Origin of the sequence: Streptomyces sp. AJS327, from assembly GCF_013450295.1 — a bacterium.
Classification (GTDB): Bacteria; Actinomycetota; Actinomycetes; order Streptomycetales; family Streptomycetaceae; genus Streptomyces.
Genome location: NZ_SKBR01000002.1, coordinates 1547449 through 1569224 on the forward strand (window position 1 = coordinate 1547449; position 21776 = coordinate 1569224).

The window sequence follows — 21776 nt, forward strand, 5'->3', positions numbered from 1 at the left end:
ATCGACTTCGCCGACAGCCCCTTCCGCCTGGTGGAGCGCGCCGAGCCGTGGCGCCGCCCCACCGACCAGGCCACCGGGCGGGAACTGCCCCGCCGCGCGGGCGTCAGCGCCTTCGGCGCCGGAGGGGCCAACGTGCACCTGCTGCTGGAGGAGTACCCGGCGGCCGCCGCCCCGGCGGCCGACCCGTCCGGCCCCGGCACCGAGGTCGTGGTGCCGCTGTCCGCCCGGAACGAGGACCGCCTCCGTGAACTCGCCTCCCGGATGGGGCGGTTCCTCCGCCACCGCCCGGAGGCCCTGACCGACGTGGCGCGTACGCTCCAGATCGGCCGGGAGGCGATGGAGAGCCGGCTCGCCCTCGTGGTGCGGGACGTGACGGAGCTCGCCGAGGCGCTGGACGCCTACGCCGCGGGCCGCCAGCCCGCCGTCGTCCACTTCGCGGGGCGGGCGCGCCGCCCGGGGGCGGCCGCCCCGCGCCCGGGGAACCGCCCCGGCTCGGCCGCGGCGGTGGCGGAGGCCTGGGTCGCCGGGGACGGTGGGTACTGGGCCCTGGGCGGAGCGACCTCGGGCGCCATCGTGTCCCTGCCGACGTACCCCTTCGCCCGGCGGCGCTGCTGGATCGACGAGCGTGGGTCCGGTCAGGCACCGCCGCCGTCGCGACCGGGCCGCTCCGCCCCGCGCGTGACGGGGACCGGCGAGTCCGCGGAGGGGTGGCCCACCGCCACCGTCCTCCTGGACGGTGACGAGTCCTGGCTCGACGACCACCGGCTGTTCGGACGGCCACTGGTACCGGCGACCGTCCAGCTGGCCATGGTGCGGGAGGCCGCCCGCGCCCTCGGGCTCGTGCCGCCGGACGAGGAACTGAGCCTGACCCGCTTCCGCTGGCTGGCGCCGCTCCGCGCGGACGGCCCGACGGAGGTCACCGTGACCCTCCGGCCCACGGCCGACGGAGCCGAGGCGTCGCTGACCACCGGTGAGGGCGCCACCCCGCACGCCACCGGGTGGCTGTCAGCCCACCGGGAGCGAGGCGGTCCCGCGTCCGGCCGTGCCGGGAAGCCCCCGCTCGACCTGAACCGGCTCCGGTCGTCCTGTTCCGAGAGCCGCACCACGGAGTGGGTCTACCGCCAACTCGGCGCCCGGGGCTGGCACTACGGCCCCTCCCTCCGCCTGGTCCGGAGCCTCCACCTCGGCCCCGACCGGGCGCTCGCCGAACTGGACACGGCCCGCGAGGGCCCCGAGGACGCCGCCGTGCTCCTCGACGGCGCCTTCCAGGCGGTGGCCGGGCTGCTCGGCGACGCGTCCCGGCTGACCGGCCCGCGCTCCGGTGGCCTGCCCTTCCTCGCGGAGGACGTCACCCTGCCCGTGACCCTCACCGGGCCCTGCGTGGCCGAGGTGACGCGGCTTCCCGGCGGCGGGAACACCTTCCGGGTGCGGGTGACCGGCGAGGACGGCACCGTCCTCGCCTCCGTCGGACAGCTGGGGCTGCGGCCGCTCCCGGGGGACGCCCTGCCCTACCGCGCCGTGTGGTCGCCCGCGCCGCTGACCGGAAACGCCCCCCACCGCGCCGGGACACTGCTGGCCCTGGTGGACGACGATCGGCTGGCGGAGGCGCTGCGCGCGCGCTGCGACCGGCTGGTGACCATCCGCCCGGGGCGGGAGTTCGCGGCTCTCGGCGCGGACTCCTACGTCATCGCGCCGCACGAGGAGAGCGACCACAGGGCCGTGCTCGCGCGACTCGCCTCCCACGGTGTGCGGCTGGACGGCGTGCTGCATCTGTGGCGGCCGGAGCACGACGGCCCGTGGCCCCCCGAGGCGCCGCTGGAGTCCGCCGTCCTGCTGTGCAAGGTCCTCGCCGCGGCGCCCGGGAGGGCACCGCTGCCGATGGTGTTCGGCTACCCGGCGCGGACGGAGGACCCCGCGTCCGCCGCGTTCGCCGGGCTGGCGCGAACCGTCCGGCTGGAGCAGCCGAAGCTGCTGGCCACCTGTGTGCGCCTGGAGGAGGACGGGCCGGGGGCCGGGGAGTCGTGGGCCCGGTGCCTGCTGGAGGAGATGGAGGGGGCGGCGGACCCCGAGGTCCGGTACGACGTCCGGGGCACGCGCCACGTCCCCGCCTATCAGCCACTCGGCGGCGGTCAGCTCACCCGGGACCGGCCGCTCGCCCGCCCGGGCTGTTCCTACCTGGTCACCGGCGGCGCCGGTGGGCTCGGGCTGCTCGTCGCGGAGCACCTCGCCCGCCAGGCCCGCGTACGGGTCGTGCTCCTCGGCCGTTCGCGGCTGAGCGGGGCGGCCCTGGAGCGGGTCGGCGCGCTGCGCTCCGACGGTCTCGACGTCCACTACCTGGCCGGTGACGTGACCTCGGAGGCCGCGGTGCGCGAGGCCGTGGAGCACGCCCAGCGGGGCGGGCCGCTGAAGGGCGTCCTCCACGCGGCCGGGGTGCTCAGGGACGGGCTCCTGGCCACCCGGGACCTGGACGCCTTCCGCGAGGTGTGGCGGCCCAAGGTCTCCGGCGCCCGGGTGCTGGACGAGGTGACGGCCGAACTGCCGCTGGACTACCTGGTGTTGTTCGGTTCCGTCGCCGCTCCGCTGGGCAGCGTCGGGCAGTCCGCCTACGCGGCGGCCAACCGGGCGCTGGCCGCGTTCGCCGCCCGGCGTACGGAACTCCGCCGGGAGGGGACCCGGCACGGTGTGACCGTCTCCGTCGACTGGCCGCTCTGGCGCGACGGGGGGATGCGGGTGCCCGCCGACCGGGAGGCGGCCGTTCTGGAGTCCTCGGGGCTGGCCCTCCTGGAGACGGGGGAGGGCCTGGACGCCCTGGCGGACGCGGTCGGCGGTGACGCGGGCCCCCACCTCGTGGTGCTCCGTGGTGACCGCGCGCGGCTGGAACGCCGCCTCGGCCGGGTGACCGAATCCGTGTCTGAGCCAGGGCCCGAGCCCGAACCCACGCCCGAGTCCGTACCCGTTTCCGAGCCCGAGTCCGTACCCGTTTCCGAGTCCGTCTCCGGAGCACCCGTGCCACTGCCACCGGTCGTCTCGCCCGTGGACACCTCCGCCTCCGCCGGGAGCGCGGAGGTGGAGCGGACGGTCCTCGGGATCCTGGCGGACCTCCTGCGCCTGTCTCCCGAGGAGCTGGCGCCGGAGGACGAACTCTCCGACTACGGGATCGACTCGGTCGTCGCCATGCAGGCGCTCGACCGCGTCGAGGCCCACTTCGGGCGGGCGCTGCCGCCCGCCCTGCTGACCGACGGGGGATCGGTCCGCGAGCTGGCCGCGGAGATCGCCCGCCACGCTCCCGCGCAGCGAGACCCCGACCCGGCACCGGCACCGTCGCCCGACCCAGCACCGTCGCCCGACCCGGCACCGTCGCCCGACCCGGCGGCCGAACCGGACGCACCGTCCGGGGTGAGCGCCGCCCGGCCGGTCCCCGGAGGCCCCGCCCCCGCCCCCGCCTCCGCGTCCGCCCCGGCCGGCGGGGCGCACCGCGTCGCCGTGATCGGGGTGGCCTGCCGCTTCCCCGGGGCGTCCACGCCGGAGGCGTTCTGGCGGCTGCTCGCCGACGGCCGTGCCGTGGTCGGCCGGGTTCCCGAGGGGCGGTGGGAGGAGGACTGGGCGCGGGGCGCCCCGTCCGAGGCCGTGGCCGCCGCCCGGCTGGGCGGATACCTCGCGGCGGACCAACTCGGGTTCGACGCCGCGCACTTCGGCGTGCCTGAGGAGGAGGCCGCCTGGCTGGACCCGCAGCAGGCGCTGGCTCTGGAGACCACCCGCCACCTGCTGGACGGGGCCGGTTACCGGCCCAAGGAGGTCGCCGGCCGGTCCGTCGGCGTCTTCCTCGGCGCGACCGCCAACGACCATGCGCGTGCCCGGTTCCGCTCCGGCGCCGAGCCCACCTCACGACTGCTGATCAGCACCCTGCCCAGCATGATCGCGGCCGGGGTCAGCCACGCCTACGACCTGCGCGGCCCGTCCCAGACGATCGACACGGCCTGCTCCTCGGCGCTCGTAGCCGTCCACCAGGCCGCCCGCGCCCTGCGCGACGGCGACTGCGAACTCGCCGTCGTCGGTGGCGTCCACCTCCTGCTGGACCCCTTCACCCACCTCGGGCTGGCCCGGGCGGGCGTCCTCTCACCGGACGGGCACACCCGCGTCTTCGACCGCGACGCCAGCGGCTTCGCCCTGGGGGAGGGGATCGGGCTGCTGCTGCTCAAGGACGCCGACCGCGCGTTCGCCGACGGGGACCGGGTACTCGCCACCGTCCTCGGCTCGGCCGTCAACAACGACGGCCGGACCGTGGGGGTGACCACGCCCAGCCGCGACGCCCAGGTGGACCTGATCACCACCGCTCTCGACGCGGCCCGGGTCCCCGGCCACTCCGTGGGCCATCTGGAGGCCAACGGATCGGCCAGCGCCTTCGGCGATCCGCTGGAGATCGACGCCGCGTCCCTGGCGTACGGGCGGGACACCGGACAGCGGGGGTTCTGCGGCGTCGGGTCCGTCAAGTCCAACCTCGGGGCGCTGCTGCACGCGGGAGGCGCCGCCTCGCTGATCAAGTCGGTACTGGCGCTGCGGGAGCGGTACCTGCCGCCCACCCTCCACCTGGTCCACCCGCACCCGAGGCTCCAGTTCGCCGGGAGCCCCTTCCGGCCGCTGGAGCGCGGAGCGCCCTGGACGGCGGGGAGCGGGCCGCGCCGGGCAGGCGTCTCCTCCTTCGGCTTCGGCGGCACCAACGCCCACGTCGTGCTGGAGGAGGCCGACCCGCGGCACCGGCCCTCCCGCGAACCGTCGCCCCCCACGGTGTTCGACCACCGGCCGTCACCGGCCGCCGGACCGGACCCCGTCGACGCGCTGCTGGACCGCCTCGACGCGGGATCCCTCTCCGTGCGCGAGGCCGCACGGCACCTGACCGAACAGCGAGAGCCGGGACGGGACCCGGGCCGCCCCGCACGACAGGAGGAGCGCCGATGACGCCGCCACCCGACGGTGCCACGCACGTCCGCGCCCTGCTGGAGCGCTACCAGCGGGGCGAGCTGGACCGCGCGACCGTCCGAGCCGAACTGCGGGCGTACCGGGGAGAGTTCGGGGCGGACACCGCCGGAGCCGACGCCAGCGAGGCCGCGGGGGACGCTCCGGAGCGGGCGGCCGCGCTGCTCGCCCGCGTCCGCGAGGCGCTGGCCGGGCTCCGCCCCGACCTGCCGCCGCTGACGCCGGACACCGACACCACCCCGTACACCGCGCTGGGACTCACCTCGGCCGACCTCGTCGGCCTCAACAACCGCCTGGAGGAGGACCTCCGGGCTCCCCTCAGCCCCACGGTCTTCTTCGACCACCCCTCACCACGGGCGACGGCCGAGCACCTCGCGGCGGCCTTCCCCGGCGCCGTCCCCCCGGACGCGCCCACCCCCACCCCGCCGTCGGCCCGTCCCTCGCGGGACCTCCCCGGGGACGGTGACCGCCCGGCGGGACGGGAGATCGCCGTCATCGGGATGGCGGGACGCTTCCCCGGCGCCGACAGCACGGACGAGCTGTGGCACGCCCTGCTCTCCGGCCGCGACCTGCTGCGCGAGGTACCGGGAGAGCGCTGGGACCACCGGGCACTCCTCGACCCCACGGGCGGCGGCCCCGCGCGGACCCGCTGTGCCCGGGGCGGGTTCCTCGACCGCCCGGACCGCTTCGACGCCGCGTTCTTCGGGATCTCCCCCCGCGAGGCCGAGGTGATGGACCCCCAGGTCAGGCTGGTGCTGGAGGCCATGTACGAGGCGAGTGAGAACGCCGCGGTGACGCCCCGGCTGCGCGGCTCCCACACCGGGACCTTCGTCGGCCTCTGCTTCCGCGACTACGACGAGATCATGACCGCGTCCGGCCGGGCGGTGGGGCCCCACGACGCCACCGGGAACGCCGCGTCGATGGTGGCGAACCGGCCAGCCCACGCGCTGGACCTGACGGGCCCCAGCGTCACCGTGGACACCGCCTGCTCCTCCTCCCTGGTCGCCGTCCACCAGGCCGTCTCCGCCCTGCGCCGGGGCGAGTGCGCGATGGCGTTCGCGGCCGGGGCCAACCTCGTCCTGTCCCCCCGGCACTACCTGCGGCTCGACTCCCTCGGCGCGCTGTCGGCCAGCGGCGGATGCCACTCCTTCGCGGCGGACGCCGACGGTTACGTTCCCGCGGAGGCCGTCGCCGCCGTGCTGCTGAAGCCGCTGGACGCGGCGCTCCGCGACGGCGACCCGGTCCTCGCCGTCATCCGGGGCTCGGCCGTCGGGCACACCGGCCGCACCGCCTCCGTCACGGCGCCCGCACCCCGGGCGCAGACCCGGCTGCTCCGCGCGGCCTGGGCCGACGCGGACGCCGACCCGTCGACGATGACCCTGCTGGAGGCGCACGGCACCGGCACGGTGCTGGGCGACCCCGTGGAGACCGAGGCGGTCCGCGCGCTGCTCGACGGCGCGGCGGCCAGCGGCCCGGGGTGCCACCTGGGGTCGGCCAAGGCCCACCTCGGCCACGGCGAGGCCGCCGCCGGAATCACCGGGCTCGTCAAGGCGGTGCTGGCCCTGCGCCACCGGACCGTCCCGGCGATGCCCGCGTTCGGTGACACCAACCCCTACTGCCGCCTCGACGAGGGGCCGTTGCGGATCAACCGCGCGTCCCTGCCGTGGGAGGCGCCCGCGACCGCCCCGCGCCGCGCCGGAGTCAGCTCCTTCGGGTTCGGCGGCACCGGCGCCCACGTGGTGCTGGAGGAGGCCCCGGCCCCGGCGGCCGCGCCCACCACCGCCGCCCCGTACGTGGTGCCCGTCTCGGCGCGTGGCGACGAGGCGCTGCGCCGCGCCGTCCGCGCCCTGCGCGCCGCCCTGGACGGCGAACCGGCCCCGGCCCTCCCGGAGGTGGCCTCCGCCCTCGCGTTCGGCCGCGAGGCGATGCCGACCCGGATCGCCGTACTCGCCGGGGACCTGGGCGAACTCCGCGCGGCGCTGGACGCCTTCCTGTCGGGCCGGGACCATCCCGCACTGTGGCAGCCGGTGCCCGCGGACCTCCCCGGGGCGCCCCCCGGCGGACGCCCCCCGGAGGTGGCCGCCGCCCGCTGGGCCAGCGGGGCCGACGTGGACTGGTCCGCCGTGTTCCCCGGCGGGCCGACCCGCCGGGCGGCGCTCCCCGGCGCCCGGCTCGCTCCCGAACGGCACTGGTTCGACGGCTCGCTGGACGCCGCGCCGACGGGAGCGTCGGAGGAGGAGCCGCCGCGCCAGGCCGCGCCCGGCGGCGGCCCGGACCGGCACGGGGGAGCCGAACGGCCGCCGGACGAGACGGTGTTCCTCACCTCCACCCTCGTCCCCGGGGAGCCGCGGCGGGACGGCCCCGCACCGGTACTGGCCGTCGTCGGCGGCTCGCCGGTGCTGCGCGACGCCCTCCGGTCCCACGCCGCGCGGTGTGGCCTTCCGGCCCCCGCACTGGCCGGGCACCCCGGCGGGCTGTGGGCGGAGGTGCGCGGGCCCGGCCCGCGCCCCTCCGTCGTCGTCCTGCTGGAGGAGGAGCCGCCGCCCACCGGCCCGGAACGTCCGGCGGACCCGCGCTCGGCGCTCGACGCCGCGCTGGAGCGGGCCGCCGCGCTGGTCACCGGATGGTCCCGGGACGCGGACCGGGAGCCACTCGTCGTGATCAGCGCCCGGCGGGGCGCCCCGGAACCGGCGCACCAGGCGTTGACCGGGTTCGGACGGTCAGCGGTGAGCTGGGACCACGAGCTGGGCTGGTGCACGCTGTCGGACGACGGAACCGGCGGCGACACGGACGCGTTCGCCGCCCGCGTCTGGGCGGAGGCCCGCGGCACGCGGCCCGGCGACGTCGCCGAGGTCGACTACCACGGCGGTCAGCGGCGGACGCGGGAGCGGCGGCCGCTGACCGTGGCGGACGCCGAGGGGCGGGCCGCCTTCCGCGACGGCGGCCGGTACCTGGTCACCGGCGGGCTCGGCGGCATCGGGCGCGCCCTCGGCCGCGAACTGGCGCGAAGCCACGGGGCCCGCCTGCTGCTGACCGGCCGTTCCGCCCTGGACGAGGCGGGCCGCGCGCACCTCGCCGAGCTGGAACACCTGGGCGGAGAGGCGGTCTACGTCCAGAGCGACAGCACCTCCCCTCGGCGGACGGCGGCGGCCGTCGCCTTCGCCCGCTCCCGCTTCGGGGGACTGGACGGGGTGCTGCACCTCGCCGGGGTGCTGCGGGAGCGGGTGATCCCCGAGCGCGTCCCGGAGGTGACGGCGGCCGTGCTCGACCCCAAGGTCGCCGGATCGCTCGTGCTGGACGAGGCGACGCGGGAGGAGGACCTCGACCTGTTCCTGCTGATGTCGTCGATGGCGGCCGTCGAGGGCGGCCCCGCGCTCGCCGACTACGCCACCGCCAACGGCTTCCTCGACGCCTTCGCCGAGCGGCGGGCCCGGCGGGTCGCCGACGGGGAACGGCGCGGGCTGACCCTGGCGGTCAACTTCCCCTACTGGGCCGACGGCGGGCTGGTCATGCCGCCGGACACCGCGACGCGCATCGAACGCGCCACCGGCGTCCGGCCGTTCACCACCGCGTCCGGACTCGCCGCGCTCACCACCGCCGTCAGGCTGGCGCGCGGCACCGGGGCCGCGCGCGTGATCACCGCGGACGGCGACGCGCACCGCGTGCGCACCCGCCTCACCGGCGCCGCACCGCGGCCGGCGCCGCACGACCCGGGGCCCGCCCACCGCGCCCCGCACGACCGGGACACCCCGGGTGGCCGGGACACCGGGCAGAGCGGCCGCCCCGGCGGCCGGGAGGCGGTGCGGGACGAACTGCTGACGCTCATCGCGGGGATCCTCCAGCTGCGGCAGCCGCCCCGGCCAGCGGACGACCTGCGGGAACTCGGCTTCGAGTCGGTGACCGTCCAGGAACTCGCGCACGCCGTACGGGAACGGTTCGGGGTGCGGCTGCGCGCCTCGGAGTTCTACGAGTACCGCACGGCCGACGCGCTCGCCGACCGTCTGCTGGCGGCGCCGCCGGAGGCCGCCGCCCCGCCACCGGCGGAGCCCGGCACGGCGCCCCGGCCACGGGACACCCCTCCGGCCGCCCCGACGGCGCACGAGGAGCCGCTGGCCATCGTCGGCCTGTCCGGCGTCTTCCCCGGCTCCCCGGACCTCTCCGCGTTCTGGCGGAACCTGGTGGAGGGCCGCGACCTGGTCACCACCTACCCCGGCGACCGGCTGCCGTGGCCCGGGGACACCCCACCGCCCCAGGGCGGATTCCTCGACCGGATCGACCTGTTCGACCCGGACTTCTTCGGGCTCTCGCCCCGCGAGGCCGAACTGACCGACCCCCAGCAGCGACTGCTGCTGATGACCGCGCACCGGGCCTTGGACGACGCCGCCCTCCCGCCCGCCGCGCTGGCCGGGACGGCGACCGGCGTCTTCGTCGGCGTCTCGAACGTCGACTACGCCGACGTGCTCCGCGTCACCGGCCGGGAGACGGCCGGGCACGCCATCACCGGCCTCGCGCACGGCATGGTCGCCAACCGGCTCTCCTACCTGCTCGACCTGCACGGGCCCAGCGAGTCCGTCGACACCGCCTGCTCCAGCTCCCTCGTCGCGCTGCACCGCGCGGCGCGGGCGCTGCGCGCCGGAGAGTGCTCCACCGCCCTGGTGGGCGGGGTCAACGTGCTGGCGAGCCCCGGCCCGTTCCAGGCGTGCGCGAACGCCGGAATGCTCTCCCCCACGGGACGGTGCCGCACCTTCGACCGCCGCGCCGACGGCTACGTGCGGGGCGAGGGCGCCGGGGTCGTGGTGCTCCGCCGGCTCGACGAGGCCCTCGCCGACGGAGACCCCGTCCGGGCCGTGCTGCGCGGCACCGGGGTGAGCCACGCGGGCCACGCGCACGGCCTGACCGTTCCCGACCCGGTCCGGCAGGCCGAGCTGCTGACCGCCGTGTACGCCCGCTCCGGGATCGACCCGGCCACCATCGGCTATGTCGAGACCCACGGCACCGGCACCGCGCTGGGCGACCCCATCGAGATCAACGGCCTGCGCCGGGCCTTCGCCACCGTCCCCGACGGGGCGCGGTGCGGACTGGGCACCGTGAAGACCAACATCGGCCATCTGGAGTCGGCCTCGGGGATCGCCGGGCTGATCAAGACCGTCCTCGCGCTGCGCGACCGCACGCTGCCCGCCTCGCTGCACTGCGCCGAACCCAACCCGGAGATCGACCTGACCGGCACCCCCTTCCACCTGGTGCGGCAGACCGGGCCCTGGCTGCCGCCCCGCAGGGGCGGTGAAGCGGGCCCGCTGCGCGCGGGCGTCAGCTCGTTCGGCTTCGGCGGCGTCAACGCCCACGTGGTGCTGGAGGAGTGGCCGACCGACGGCGCCCCCGCCGGGCCGCTCGCCGACGGCCCGGTGCCCGTCCTCCTCTCGGCGCCCAGCGACGGCCAACTGTCCGCGTACGCCCGGGACCTGGCCACCCACCTGGCCGCCTCACCGGCGCCGCGCCTCGCCGACACCGCCCACACCCTGGCCGCCCGCGCCCCCGGCCCGCACCGGTTCGCCGTGCTCGGGCACGCGACCGGGGAGGTGGCGGCGGCGCTGCGGGCGTTCGCCGACGATCGCCGCGCCGCGCCGCTCGGCGACGGCCCCCTGGCCGGGGCCGCGCGCGCCTGGCTGGAGCGCGGCGGCCCGATCCCCCCGGAGCTGCGCCCGGCCGGGCGGCGCGTGCCGCTGCCCGGCGTCCCCTTCCGGCTGCGCCGCTGCTGGCCCGGCACCCCAGTGAACCCGCCAGCCCCCGGCGGCGCGGCCCCTCCCGGCGCGGAAGCGGCGGAAGCCCCGGAAGCGCCCCGGCCGGCCACGGCCCCGGCCCCGGCCGACGCCGACGCCCTGCGCCTCCAGCTGCGGCGGCTCTTCGCGGACTACCTGGGCCTGCCCGTCGAGGAGGTGGACCCCTCGGCGACGTACGACAGGTACCGGCTCGACTCCGTGGGCGCGGTGGAACTGGGCGGCCTGCTCATCGCGCGGTTCGGCCCGCTGCCCCGGACCCTGCTGTACGAGTGCGGAACCATCGACGCGCTCACCACCCGGCTCCTGACCGACCACCCCGGCCCCGTGATCCCGCCGCCGGACGCCGGGCCCGCCCCCGGGCCGCCCTCCGAGCCTGCCCCGGACACCGCCCGGCGCGCGGCGTCCCCGGCTCCGGAACCGCCGCGCGGAGCCGACGGGGCGGAGCCGGTCGCCATCGTCGGGTTCGCCGGGACGTTCCCCGGCTCGCCGGACGCGGACGCCCTCTGGCGGCACCTGGAGAACGGCGACGACCTGATCACCGAGATACCGGCCGAGCGGTTCGACTGGCGCGCGATACACGGCGACCCCCTGACGCGGCCCGGCCGCACCAACAGCCGGTGGGGCGGCTTCGTGCCCGACGTCGCCGCCTTCGACGCCGCCCTCTTCGGGATCACCCCTGCCGAGGCCGAGCTGACGGACCCCCAGCAGCGCCTGTTCCTCCAGGCCAGCTGCGCCGCCGTGGAGCACGCGGGACACGCCCTGTCCTCGCTGCGCGGCAGCCGCACCGGCGTCTTCGCCGGTGTCTCCGCCTTCGACTACCACGAGGTGCTGGTGCGGGCGGGCCGTCAGGAGGAGGCCCACGCCCCCAGCGGTGTCTCGCACGCCGTGCTGACCAACCGCGTCTCCTACCTGCTGGACCTGCGGGGACCCAGCGAGCCGGTGGACACCGCCTGTTCCAGCTCGCTGACGGCGCTGCACCGGGCGGTGCGGTGCCTCCAGGCGGGCGACTGCGCCGCCGCGATCGCCGGCGGCGTGAACCTGCTGCTGACCTCGGAGCTGTTCGTCGCGTTCGGGCAGGGCGGGTTCCTCTCGCCCGACGGGCGGTGCCGCAGCTTCGGCGCGGGGGCGAACGGCTACGTGCGCGGCGAGGGCGCGGCGGCGGTCTACCTCAAGCCGCTCTCCGCGGCGCTCGCCGACGGCGACACGGTGCACGCGGTCATCCGTGGCAGCGGCGTCAACCACGGCGGGCGCGTGCGGTCCCTCACCGTGCCCAACCCCAACGCCCAGACGGATCTCGTGACGGAGGTGCACCGGAGGGCTGGCGTCGCCCCCGGATCGGTGACCTACGTCGAGACGCACGGCACCGGCACGTCACTGGGCGACCCCATCGAGGTGGAGGCCCTGAAACGGGCCTTCGCCCCGCCCGGCGGGGGAGACGCCTCCGGGCGGAGCCCCGGGCCCTGGTGCGGGATCGGGTCGGTCAAGTCCAACATCGGCCACCTGGAGTCGGCGGCCGGAATGGCCGGACTCGTCAAGGTGCTGCTGGCCCTGCGGCACGGGACGCTGCCCCCCACGCTGCACGCCCGGGAGCGCAACCCGCTGCTGGAGCTGGACGGTTCACCGTTCTTCGTGGTGGACCGGGCCGTGCCGTGGACCAGGCGGGTCGACGAGACGGGCCGGGAGACACCCCGCAGGGCGGGGCTCAGCTCGTTCGGCTTCGGCGGCTCCAACGGGCACGTCCTGCTGGAGGAGCACAGGGCCGCGCCACTCGCCCCCGTCAACGGCCGCCCGCCGCAGCTGCTGGTGCTCTCCGCACGCACCCGTGAGCGGCTGGCCGCCTACGTGGTGGCGCTGGAGTCCCGGCTGACGGAGGCCGAGGAGGGGCTCCGGCTGGTGGACGTCGCCTTCACCCTCCAGACCGGGCGTGACGCGCGCGAGGTGCGGCTCGCCCTGGTGGCGGGGGACATCGCGGAGGCGGTGGGCCTGCTACGCGCCTACCGGGCGGCCCCGGACACGGAGCACGCGGGCCTGTGGCACGGCACCCCCGACGCCACAGCCCACGCCACCGCCGACCCCACCGCCGGGCCGCCCCCCGTGGACGACCTCCCCGCGTGGGCCCGGTGGTGGGTGCGCGGCGGAAGCCCGCCCTGGCGGCTTCTGCACGACGGGCCCCGGCGCCGTGTGCCGCTCCCGTCCTACCCGTTCGCCCCGACCCGGTACTGGGCCGAACCCCCCGCCACCGGCGCGCCCGAACCGGAGACGGCGCCGCCGCCCGATGACGACGAGCGGGCGATCGAGGTACTGGCGGGGCTGCGCGACGGGCGCGTGTCAGTGGAGGAAGCGGAGCGCCTGCTGTCGACGACGGCGCCCACGCACGAGGGAGGACCGCGATGAACGAGGCGAGGCGCGCCCTGCTGGAACGGGTGCGGCGCGGGGAGGTGCCCATCGAGCGGGCCCTGGAGGAGCTGCGCGGCCCGGCGGCCCCCACCGGGAACACCCCGCCCGGCGGACAGTGGTTCAGGCCCGGCTGGGAGCGGACGGAACCGCCACCCCTCCCGTCCGCTGACCGCGCGGACGTGCTGCTGGCGCTCGGCGACCCGTCCACCGCCGACTCCGTCGGCACGCTCCCCGGCGGCACCCTGGTGACGCACCAGCCCGGCGCCCGGCCGCACGAGGAGACACCCGGGGTCCGCACCGCGGACCTCCGCGACGGGGAGAGCTGGCGTGCCCTGCTCGGTGAACTGGCCGCGCGCGGCGGCGCGATTCGCAGGGCCGTGCTGGTCACCGGAGCCACCGGCGGGTCACCCGCCGACTGGCTGGAGACCGCCTTCCACGCCCTCACCGCTCTGGCGTCCGCCGACGGCCCCGTCGAGGTCGCGCTGGTCTCCCTGGCGGGCGAACCGCCGGGATTCGGCGCCGCGCTCGGCGGGTTCGCGCAGGTCCTCACCCACGAGGAGCGACGACTGCGGGCCGTCGCCGTCCGGGTGGAGGGCACACCCCCCGGCTTCCTCAGCGTCGCCGAACTCGCCCTCGCCGAACTCGCCGCGGACCGGCCGGGCAGCGGCGAGGTCCGCTACACCGGCGAGGGCCGGTGGACGCGCCAGCTGGCCCCGCTGCCCTCCGCCCCGCCAGGCGACCAGCCCGGCCTTCCCCACGGCGCCGTCTGCCTGGTGTCCGGCGGCGCGGGCGGACTCGGCCGCGCCATGGCGACCCACCTCGCCGGACGCCACGCGGCGCGCCTCGTCCTGCTGAGCCGGTCGCCCGCGACCGACCAGGTACGGCGCACACTGGAGGAGGCCGAGCGGCTGGGTGGCCGGGCGATCCACCTCCGCGCCGACGTCACCGACCCCGCCGGGGCCGAGCGCGCGGTGGCCGAGGCCCGGGACACCTTCGGGCCCGTCGACGCCGTTCTCCACCTCGCGGGCGTCAACGCCGACGCGTACCTCCGCCACAAGAGCACCGCGGCGGTGCGCGAGGTACTCGCCCCGAAGATCGCGGGCGCGATGCACCTCGACGAGGCCACCCGGGCGGAACCCCTCACACTGTTCGCCCTGTTCTCCTCCACCGCGTCGTTCCTCGGAGCCCCCGGGCAGAGCGACTACGCCGCCGCCGGGCGGGCGCTAGGCGGATTCGCCCACGCCCGGCACCGCGCCGTCGGCCGGGGCGAGCGGCGCGGCGCCACCGTCGCCGTCCACTGGCCCCTCTGGGCGGGCGGCGGCATGGACATGGACGACGAGGGCAAGGAGCGGCTGCGGGCGGTGACCGGCATGCTGCCGCTGCCGCTGGACGCCGGGACGGACGCCCTGGAACACGCCGTCCGTGCCGGTGAGCCCGAACTCCTCTACGGCTACGGGGACACCGGCCGGATCACCGCCTTCGCGGCGCGGCACCTCGCCACCACGGCGGCCACCCCGGACGAGCCCGCGGCCCCCGGAGCGGACGGCCACGCCGAACCCCCACCCGGGGACCGTCGCCTCGCCGCCGCCGAGGAGTGGCTGACCGAGGTGGTCACCCGCACCGCGAAACTCCCCGAGGGAACGGTCGGGCCACACGACGCCTTCGCCGCGCTGGGCGTCGACTCCCTGCTGATCCGCCAGCTCACGGCCGCGCTCCAGGAACGCCTCGGCCCCCTGCCCCCCACCCTCCTGTTCGACCACGGGAACGTACGGGAACTCGCCGGGCACCTGTTGCGGACCCACCCCGGCGCCCTCCCCGAGCCGGAAACCCACACCCCCGACACCCCCGACACCCAAGGGCTGCCGCCCGCCGCCCCGCCCACCGCCGAGCAGCCACCCCGGCCCGCGACGGCGACCCCCCGCCCCGGCCCCGCCGCCGCGCCCGCCGATGACGGCGACATCGCCGTCATCGGCATGGCGGGTCGCTACCCGGGAGCCGACGACCTCGCCACCTTCTGGGACAACCTGGCCGAGGGCCGCGACTGCGTGGGTGAGGTACCGCCCGGCCGCTGGGACACCGCCGCCACCTTCGACCCGCGCCCCGCGCGGCCAGGCCACACCTACGGCCGCTGGGGCGGCTTCCTCCGCGAGGTCGACCGGTTCGACCCCCTGTTCTTCGGGATCGCGCCGCGCGACGCGGAGCTGATGGACCCCCAGGAACGCCTGTTCCTGGAGACCGCCTGGACGGCGCTGGAGGACGCCGGCTACTCCCGGCGGCTGCTCCACCACGCCACCCGAACCGGCGGCGAGCACCCCGTCGGCGTCTTCGTCGGCGTCACCTCCGGCCAGTACCAGCTCATCGGCGCCGAGGAGTGGGGGAGAGGGAACCGCGTCAGCCCCAACTCCTCCTTCTGGTCGATCGCCAACCGCCTCTCCTACGTCCTGGACGCGCACGGCCCCAGCCTGGCCGTCGACACCGCCTGCTCCTCCTCGCTGGTGGCCATCCACCTCGCCTGCGAGAGCATCCGCCGCGGCGAGTCCCGGATGGCGTTCGCCGGGGGCGTCAACCTCAACCTGCACCCCGCCAAGTACGTCGCCCTCGCCCAGCTGCGGTTCCTGTCCTCCGACGGCCGCTGCCGCGCCTTCGGCGACGGCGGGGACGGCTACGTCCCCGGCGAGGGCGTCGGCGCCGTCCTGCTCAAGCCGCTGGCCGACGCGGTCGCCGACGGCGACCCCGTCCGCGCCGTCATCAAGGCGACCGCGGTCAACCACGGCGGCACGACCAACGGCTACACCGTGCCCGGCCCCCGCGCCCAGGGATCGGTGGTCGCCGAGGCGCTCCGCCGCGCCGACGTGCCCCCCGAGTCCATCGGCTACGTGGAGGCGCACGGAACGGGAACCGCCCTCGGCGACCCGATCGAGATCGAGGGCCTGGAGCGGGCCTTCGGCGCCGCCCCCGACGGCGAGCCCCGCGCCATCGGCTCGGTGAAGTCCGGTATCGGCCACCTGGAGTCGGCCGCGGGCATCGCCGGGCTCACCAAGTGCGTCCTCCAGCTCGAACACCGCGCCCTCGTCCCCACGCTGCACTGCGACCCGCCCAACCGGAACATCGACTTCACGGCCACCCGCTTCGTTCCGCAGCGAACCCTCGCGGACTGGGAACCCCCGGCGGCCGGGGCGCCGCGCCGCGCCGCCGTCAGCTCCTTCGGCGCGGGCGGCGCCAACGCGCACATCGTGCTGGAGGAGTACGCCCCCGCGTCCACCACGTCCCCCGCGTCCCCCGACACCGGACCGGCGGAGATCGTTCCGCTCTCCGCCCGTACGGACGGTGAACTCCGCGCGGTCGCCGAGCGGCTGGAGCGGCACCTGGCCCGCCTCGACGCCACCGGCGCCCCCACACCGACCCTCGCCGAGATCGCCCGCACCCTGCTGGCCGGGCGGGACGCCCAGCCCCGCCGCGCCGCGCTCGACGTGCCCACACTCGCCGCGCTCCGCGAGGCCCTCCGGGCCATGGCGCGCGGGGCCGACCACGTGCCCTGGGCCCTGGAGCCCGACACCACCCACCCCGACCCCGGCGACCGGGAACCCACCGGCGACCCACGGCACCAGGCCCGGCGCTGGCTCGCCGGAACCGACGTCCCCTGGGCGGACCCCGCCACCACCAGCGCCACACCCCGGCGGGTCTCCCTGCCGGGCTACCCCTTCCACGGCCGCCGCTACTGGATCCCCGTCACCGCCCCCGACGGCACCGCACCCTCCCGCACCCTCGTCCTCGGCGCCCGCCACCCCCTGCTGACCGGCCACCAGGTCAGCGGACGCCCCGTACTGCCCGGAGTGGCCCACCTCCTGGCGGTCCACGCCACGCTGGAGCGCCCCGGCGGCGCCACGCCCCGGCCGCTCACCGACATCACCTGGCGCGCCCCGCTCTCCCCCCTCCCCGGCCAGGACCTGACCCTCCGGGTCGACCTCGGCGAACAGACCGCCGGAGAGCGGGAGTTCACCGTCAGCACGGAAGACGCCGAGGGCCGCCGGATCTCCTCCCGGGGCCGGGTGTCCGACACCCCACCCACGCCCCCCACCCCCCTCGACCTCGCGGCGCTCCGCGCCCGCTGCGCCGACACCCTCACCGGACGCGAGATCTACCAGCACCTCGTCCCCGACGGCATCACCTACGGGCCCACCTACCACCGCCTTGAGCGGGCCTGGCGCGGCGACCGGGAGGTCCTCGCCGAACTGCGCGTCCCCACCGGCGACCAGACCGCCCCCGGCAGCTGGGGCGACGCCGACGACTGGCACCGGCACGCCACGACACTCGACGGCGCGCTCCACGCGCTGCTCCCCCTCGGCCAGGACGTACTGGCCACCGGCGAAACCCTCGTGCCAGCGAAGGCGGCCCGCGTCGAACTCCACAACCCCCCGGCCGGACGGTGCCTCGTCCACGCCACCCTCCTCCGCGCCGACCCGGACCGGGGACACGCGGTGTGCCGGGTCGTCCTCACCGACGAGGAGGGACACCCCCACGCCGTCTTCCACGAGCTGACGGCCGTACGAGCCGCGCCACCCACACCCGCCACGCCCACCCCCCGGACGGCCAGCTCCCCCGAGCGGCACGCCACCGGCCAGGACGACGACGGAACCGCCGAGCCCCTCGCGGTGTCCGCGCTCACCCCCCGGTGGCGGGTGCGGCCCCTGCCACCCACCGAGGCGCGCCCCCACGGCGCGGCGCTGATCCTCACCACCGGTCACGACACCGGCCTCGGGCGGCGCGTCGCCGACGCGCACCCCACGGCCCGGCTCGTCCGGCTGGACCGCGAACGACCCGGCACCACCGAACTCGCCCGGCTGCTGACCAGCACCCCGAACCTCAGCCACGTCTACTTCCTCGGCGGAGTGGAGGAACGCCGCTACCCCGGCGACGACGTCACCCACCTCGACGCCGCCCAGGAAACCGGCGTCCTCGCCCTCCACCGGCTGGCCCGCGCGCTCGCCGACACCGAACGACGCGACCTGCGGCTCGTGGTGGTCACCAACGACACCCAGCAGACCGACGACCTCCACACCGCCCCCAACCCCTTCGCCGCCGCGCTGATCGGCTACGCCAAGGTCGCGGCGGCCGAACTGCCCGGAGTGGAGGTCGTCACCGTCGACCTCCGCACCGAGGACCTGCGCCCCGCACCGGGCCCCGGCGATCCCCTCGTGGAACGCCTCACCAGCATCAGCACCGACCGGCCGGGCGAGGAACTGGCGCTCATGGGCGGCACGCTCCTCACCCGCGTCCTCGTCCCGGCCACGCTCGGCGACCCGGACGGCGAGCCCTCCCCGTTCCGGGACGGCGGCGTCTACCTCCTGCTGGGCGGCGCCGGCGGCCTCGGCCTGTCCGTCGCCGGGATGCTGGCCCGCCGCCACCGCGCCCGGCTCGTCCTCGTGGGGCGGCGCCCCGAGGAGGAGACACCCCGCGAGGAGCTGCGCGCCATCGAGGAGGCGGGCGGTCACGTGCGCTACGCCCGCGCCGACATCACCGACCCCACCGCGCTACGGGAGGTGGTGGCCGCGACACTGCGACGCGAGGGACCCCTCGACGGCGTCATCCACACCGCCTTCACCATGGCCGACAGCGCCATCGCACGGCTGGAGGAGGACTCCCTGCGGACGGTCCTGGCCGCCAAGGCCCGCGGCTCCGTCGCCCTCCACCAGGCGCTCGCCGACCAGCCCCTCGGACAGCTCGTCTTCTTCTCCTCCGCCGTCTCCTTCACCGGAGCGCCCGGACAGGCCAACTACGCGGCGGCCTCCACCTTCCAGGACGCCTACGCCCGGTTCCTCGCCACCCGCCTGGGCCGCGACGTCACCCTCATCAACTGGGGCTTCTGGGGAGAGACCGGCGCCGTCGCCACCGACGCCTACCGCCAGCGCATGCGACGGCTGGGCGTCGGGCAACTCACCACCGCCGACGGCCTGTCGACCCTCCAGCGGGCCGTCGCCTCCGGCCCGCCCCAGCTCGTCCCCATGCCGCTGACCGCCCGCGCCGCCCAGCACCTCGGCGTCGTCAGCGACCGGACGCTGCGCTGGGCCCCCGCCTCCACCCCGTCGCTGTGGAGCCCCGTCAGGGACGAGGTACGGGCCTGGCTCGACCAGCGCGAACCCGTGCCCGGCGCCGACACCCTCACCGAACTGGAGCGGCTGGCCCAGGCCCTGGTCCACGAGGCACTGACCCGCTGGGGCCGCACCGCCCCCGCCGCCCCCGCCGACGAGGAACACCGGAGCGACGGACCGGACGGACACCCGCACCCCGCCCCCGGACAACGGCGGCTGCTCGACGCGCTGACCGACATGCTCCACCGGGCCGGACACCACCGGCCCGGCCCCGACGGCGTCGCCACCCCCCTCGGCGCACCACCCACCGACAGCGCCACACTCGCCGCGGAACTGCGCCACCGCCACCCCGACAGCGCGCCCTTCATCCAGCTGATGACACGCTGCGCCCAGGTCCTCCCCGACGTGCTCAACGGCCAACTCCCCGGCAACGAGGCACTCTTCCCACGGGGAGACGGCTCCCTGGTGGCGGACGTCTACCGGGCGAACCGGCGCGCCGAGCACTTCAACACGGTGACCGCCCGGGCCGTGGCCGCCTACGCCCGCCAGCGCCGCGACAGCGGCGGCCCCGTCACCCGGATACTGGAGGTCGGCGCCGGAACCGGAGCCACGACCGCCGCCGTGCTGGACGCCCTGCGCGCCGAGGGGCTGGACGCCGCCACCGTCAGCTACGACTACACCGACCTCTCCACCAGCCTGGTGCGCACCGGCGTCCAGCGGTTCGCCGGGGAACACCCCTTCCTCCGGGGGCGGGCCCTCGACATCGACGGCGACCTCGCGGCCCAGGACTGCCCGCCCGGCACCTACGACATCGTCGTCGCCAGCAACGTCCTGCACGCGACACCCGACGCCGCGCACACCCTCGGCCAGGTCTCCGCCCTGCTGCGGCCCGGCGGGCTCCTCGCCCTCAACGAGGTGACCCGCGCACGGGACTTCGTGACCCTCTGCTTCGGCCTGACCGACGGCTGGTGGCTCTACCAGGACCCCTGGCTGCGGCACCCCCACTCGCCGCTGCTCCCCGTGGACACCTGGCGGGCCCTGGCCCTCCAGGCCGGACTGCGCGGCTTCACCCCGCTGGGCACCCCCGGGGGCCAGGAGACCGACCAGTGGGTGATGCTCGCCGAACGCGACGCCTGGACGGAAGAGACCGCCGCCGAGCCCCCGCGCCACGCCCCCGCCACCACCGGCGAACCCACGGCCACCGGCGAACTGGCGGCCACCGGCACCCCGGCACCGCCCACCACCGGACAGTCCCCTCCCACGGGCGGCCTGCTGGAGCGGACGGCCGCCCGTGTCGCCGCGCACTACGCGGCCGTACTCCACGTCGACGCCGAGGAACTGGACCCCGCCGTGCCCCTCGGGACCTACGGCTCCGACTCACTCGCCGACCTGGACGTCGCCGCCCGCCTGGAGAAGGACCTGGGCCAGGCGGTCAGCCGCCAGACGGTCGAGGGCGGCTCGGCCGCCGACATCGCCGCACGGCTGGTCGCCACGGCACGGCCCGCGCTGGAGGCCCTCCTCGGCACCCCCGACGGCGACACCCCGGACGGCCCGCCCGAACCAACCGAACCCGCCCACCACCCCGCGTCGCCCTCGGCGCCCGTCCACCCCGCGCCCCGCGCCCACCCCGCGCCCCCGCCCCGTCAGACCGCCGAACCAATCGCCGTGATCGGGCTGGCCGGACGCTACCCGGACGCGGACACACCGGACGAACTCTGGGACGTACTCGCCCGCGGGGCGCACGCCATCCGCGAGGTACCGGCCAGCCGCTGGTCCCTCGCCGAACACCACGACCCCCGGGGAGCGGACCCCACCCGCAGCAGCCACCGCTGGGGCGCCTTCCTGACCGGGATCGACCGCTTCGACCCGCTGCTCTTCGGTATCTCACCCCGGGAAGCGGGCCGCATCGACCCCCAGGAACGGCTGTTCCTGGAAACCGTCTGGTGCCTCCTGGAAGACGCCGGCCACACCCGGCGGCGCGCCACCGAGCGGGCACGCGCCCTCGCCGGGACCGGAGTGGGCGTCTTCACCGGCGCCATGTACGCCCCGTACGAACTGCTGGCCGCCGAACGGTGGGGGAGAGGCGAACGGGCGCTGGCCTCCTCCGGGCACTGGTCGATCGCCAACCGCACCTCACACGTGTTCGGTTTCGACGGCCCCAGCCTGGCCGTCGACTCCGCCTGCTCCTCCGCGCTGACCGCCGTCCACCTGGCGTGCGAGTCCCTCCGCCGGGGCGAGTGCGGCATGGCCGTGGCCGGGGGCGTCAACCTGATCCTCCACCCCGGCCACCACCTCGGCCTCAGCCAGGCCGGCATGCTCTCACCGACCGGCCGCTCCCGCGCCTTCGCCGCCGACGCCGACGGCTTCGTCACGGGCGAGGGCGTCGGCGCCGTACTCCTCAGGCCCCTGAGCGAGGCCCTGCGCGACGGGGACCGCGTCCACGGCGTCATCGTCGGCTCCGGCGTCAACTCCAGCGGGACCCGCCCCCACTACACCGCGCCGGACGGCACGGCCCAGACCGAACTCATCGCCCGCACCC

General features: G+C 77.0%; 3 protein-coding genes (2 of these 3 only partly in view). All 3 read left to right on the forward strand.

What is annotated here, in order from left to right; genetic code table 11:
• Tightly spaced (each overlapping or abutting the next), the 3 genes in view from E0L36_RS16200 to E0L36_RS16210 form a layout consistent with a single transcriptional unit that may run on beyond the window.
• A protein-coding gene (locus E0L36_RS16200) for an SDR family NAD(P)-dependent oxidoreductase (protein WP_180929723.1) crosses the window boundary here: on the forward strand, positions 1 to 4956 show its 3' portion. 2613 nt of this gene lie to the left of the window's left edge; the window shows 4956 of its 7569 coding nt (coding positions 2614-7569); the start codon falls outside the window, past its left edge; the stop codon is at positions 4954 to 4956.
• Positions 4953 to 13145, forward strand: coding sequence for an SDR family NAD(P)-dependent oxidoreductase (locus E0L36_RS16205; protein ID WP_180929724.1), 8193 nt, complete (start codon positions 4953 to 4955; stop codon positions 13143 to 13145). The genes E0L36_RS16200 and E0L36_RS16205 overlap by 4 nt, the downstream gene beginning before the upstream one ends.
• Positions 13142 to 21776, forward strand: partial view of an SDR family NAD(P)-dependent oxidoreductase gene (locus tag E0L36_RS16210; RefSeq protein WP_180929725.1) — the 5' portion only. It continues 5288 nt past the right edge of the window; the window shows 8635 of its 13923 coding nt (coding positions 1-8635); the start codon lies at positions 13142 to 13144; its stop codon lies off the right edge, out of view. Before E0L36_RS16205 ends, E0L36_RS16210 begins: the two co-directional genes overlap by 4 nt.

Coding starts and splice junctions, on each gene's coding strand:
- E0L36_RS16205 (WP_180929724.1), top strand. CDS start 4,953: ATGACGCCGCCACCCGACGGTGCCACGCACGTCCGCGCCCTGCTGGAG.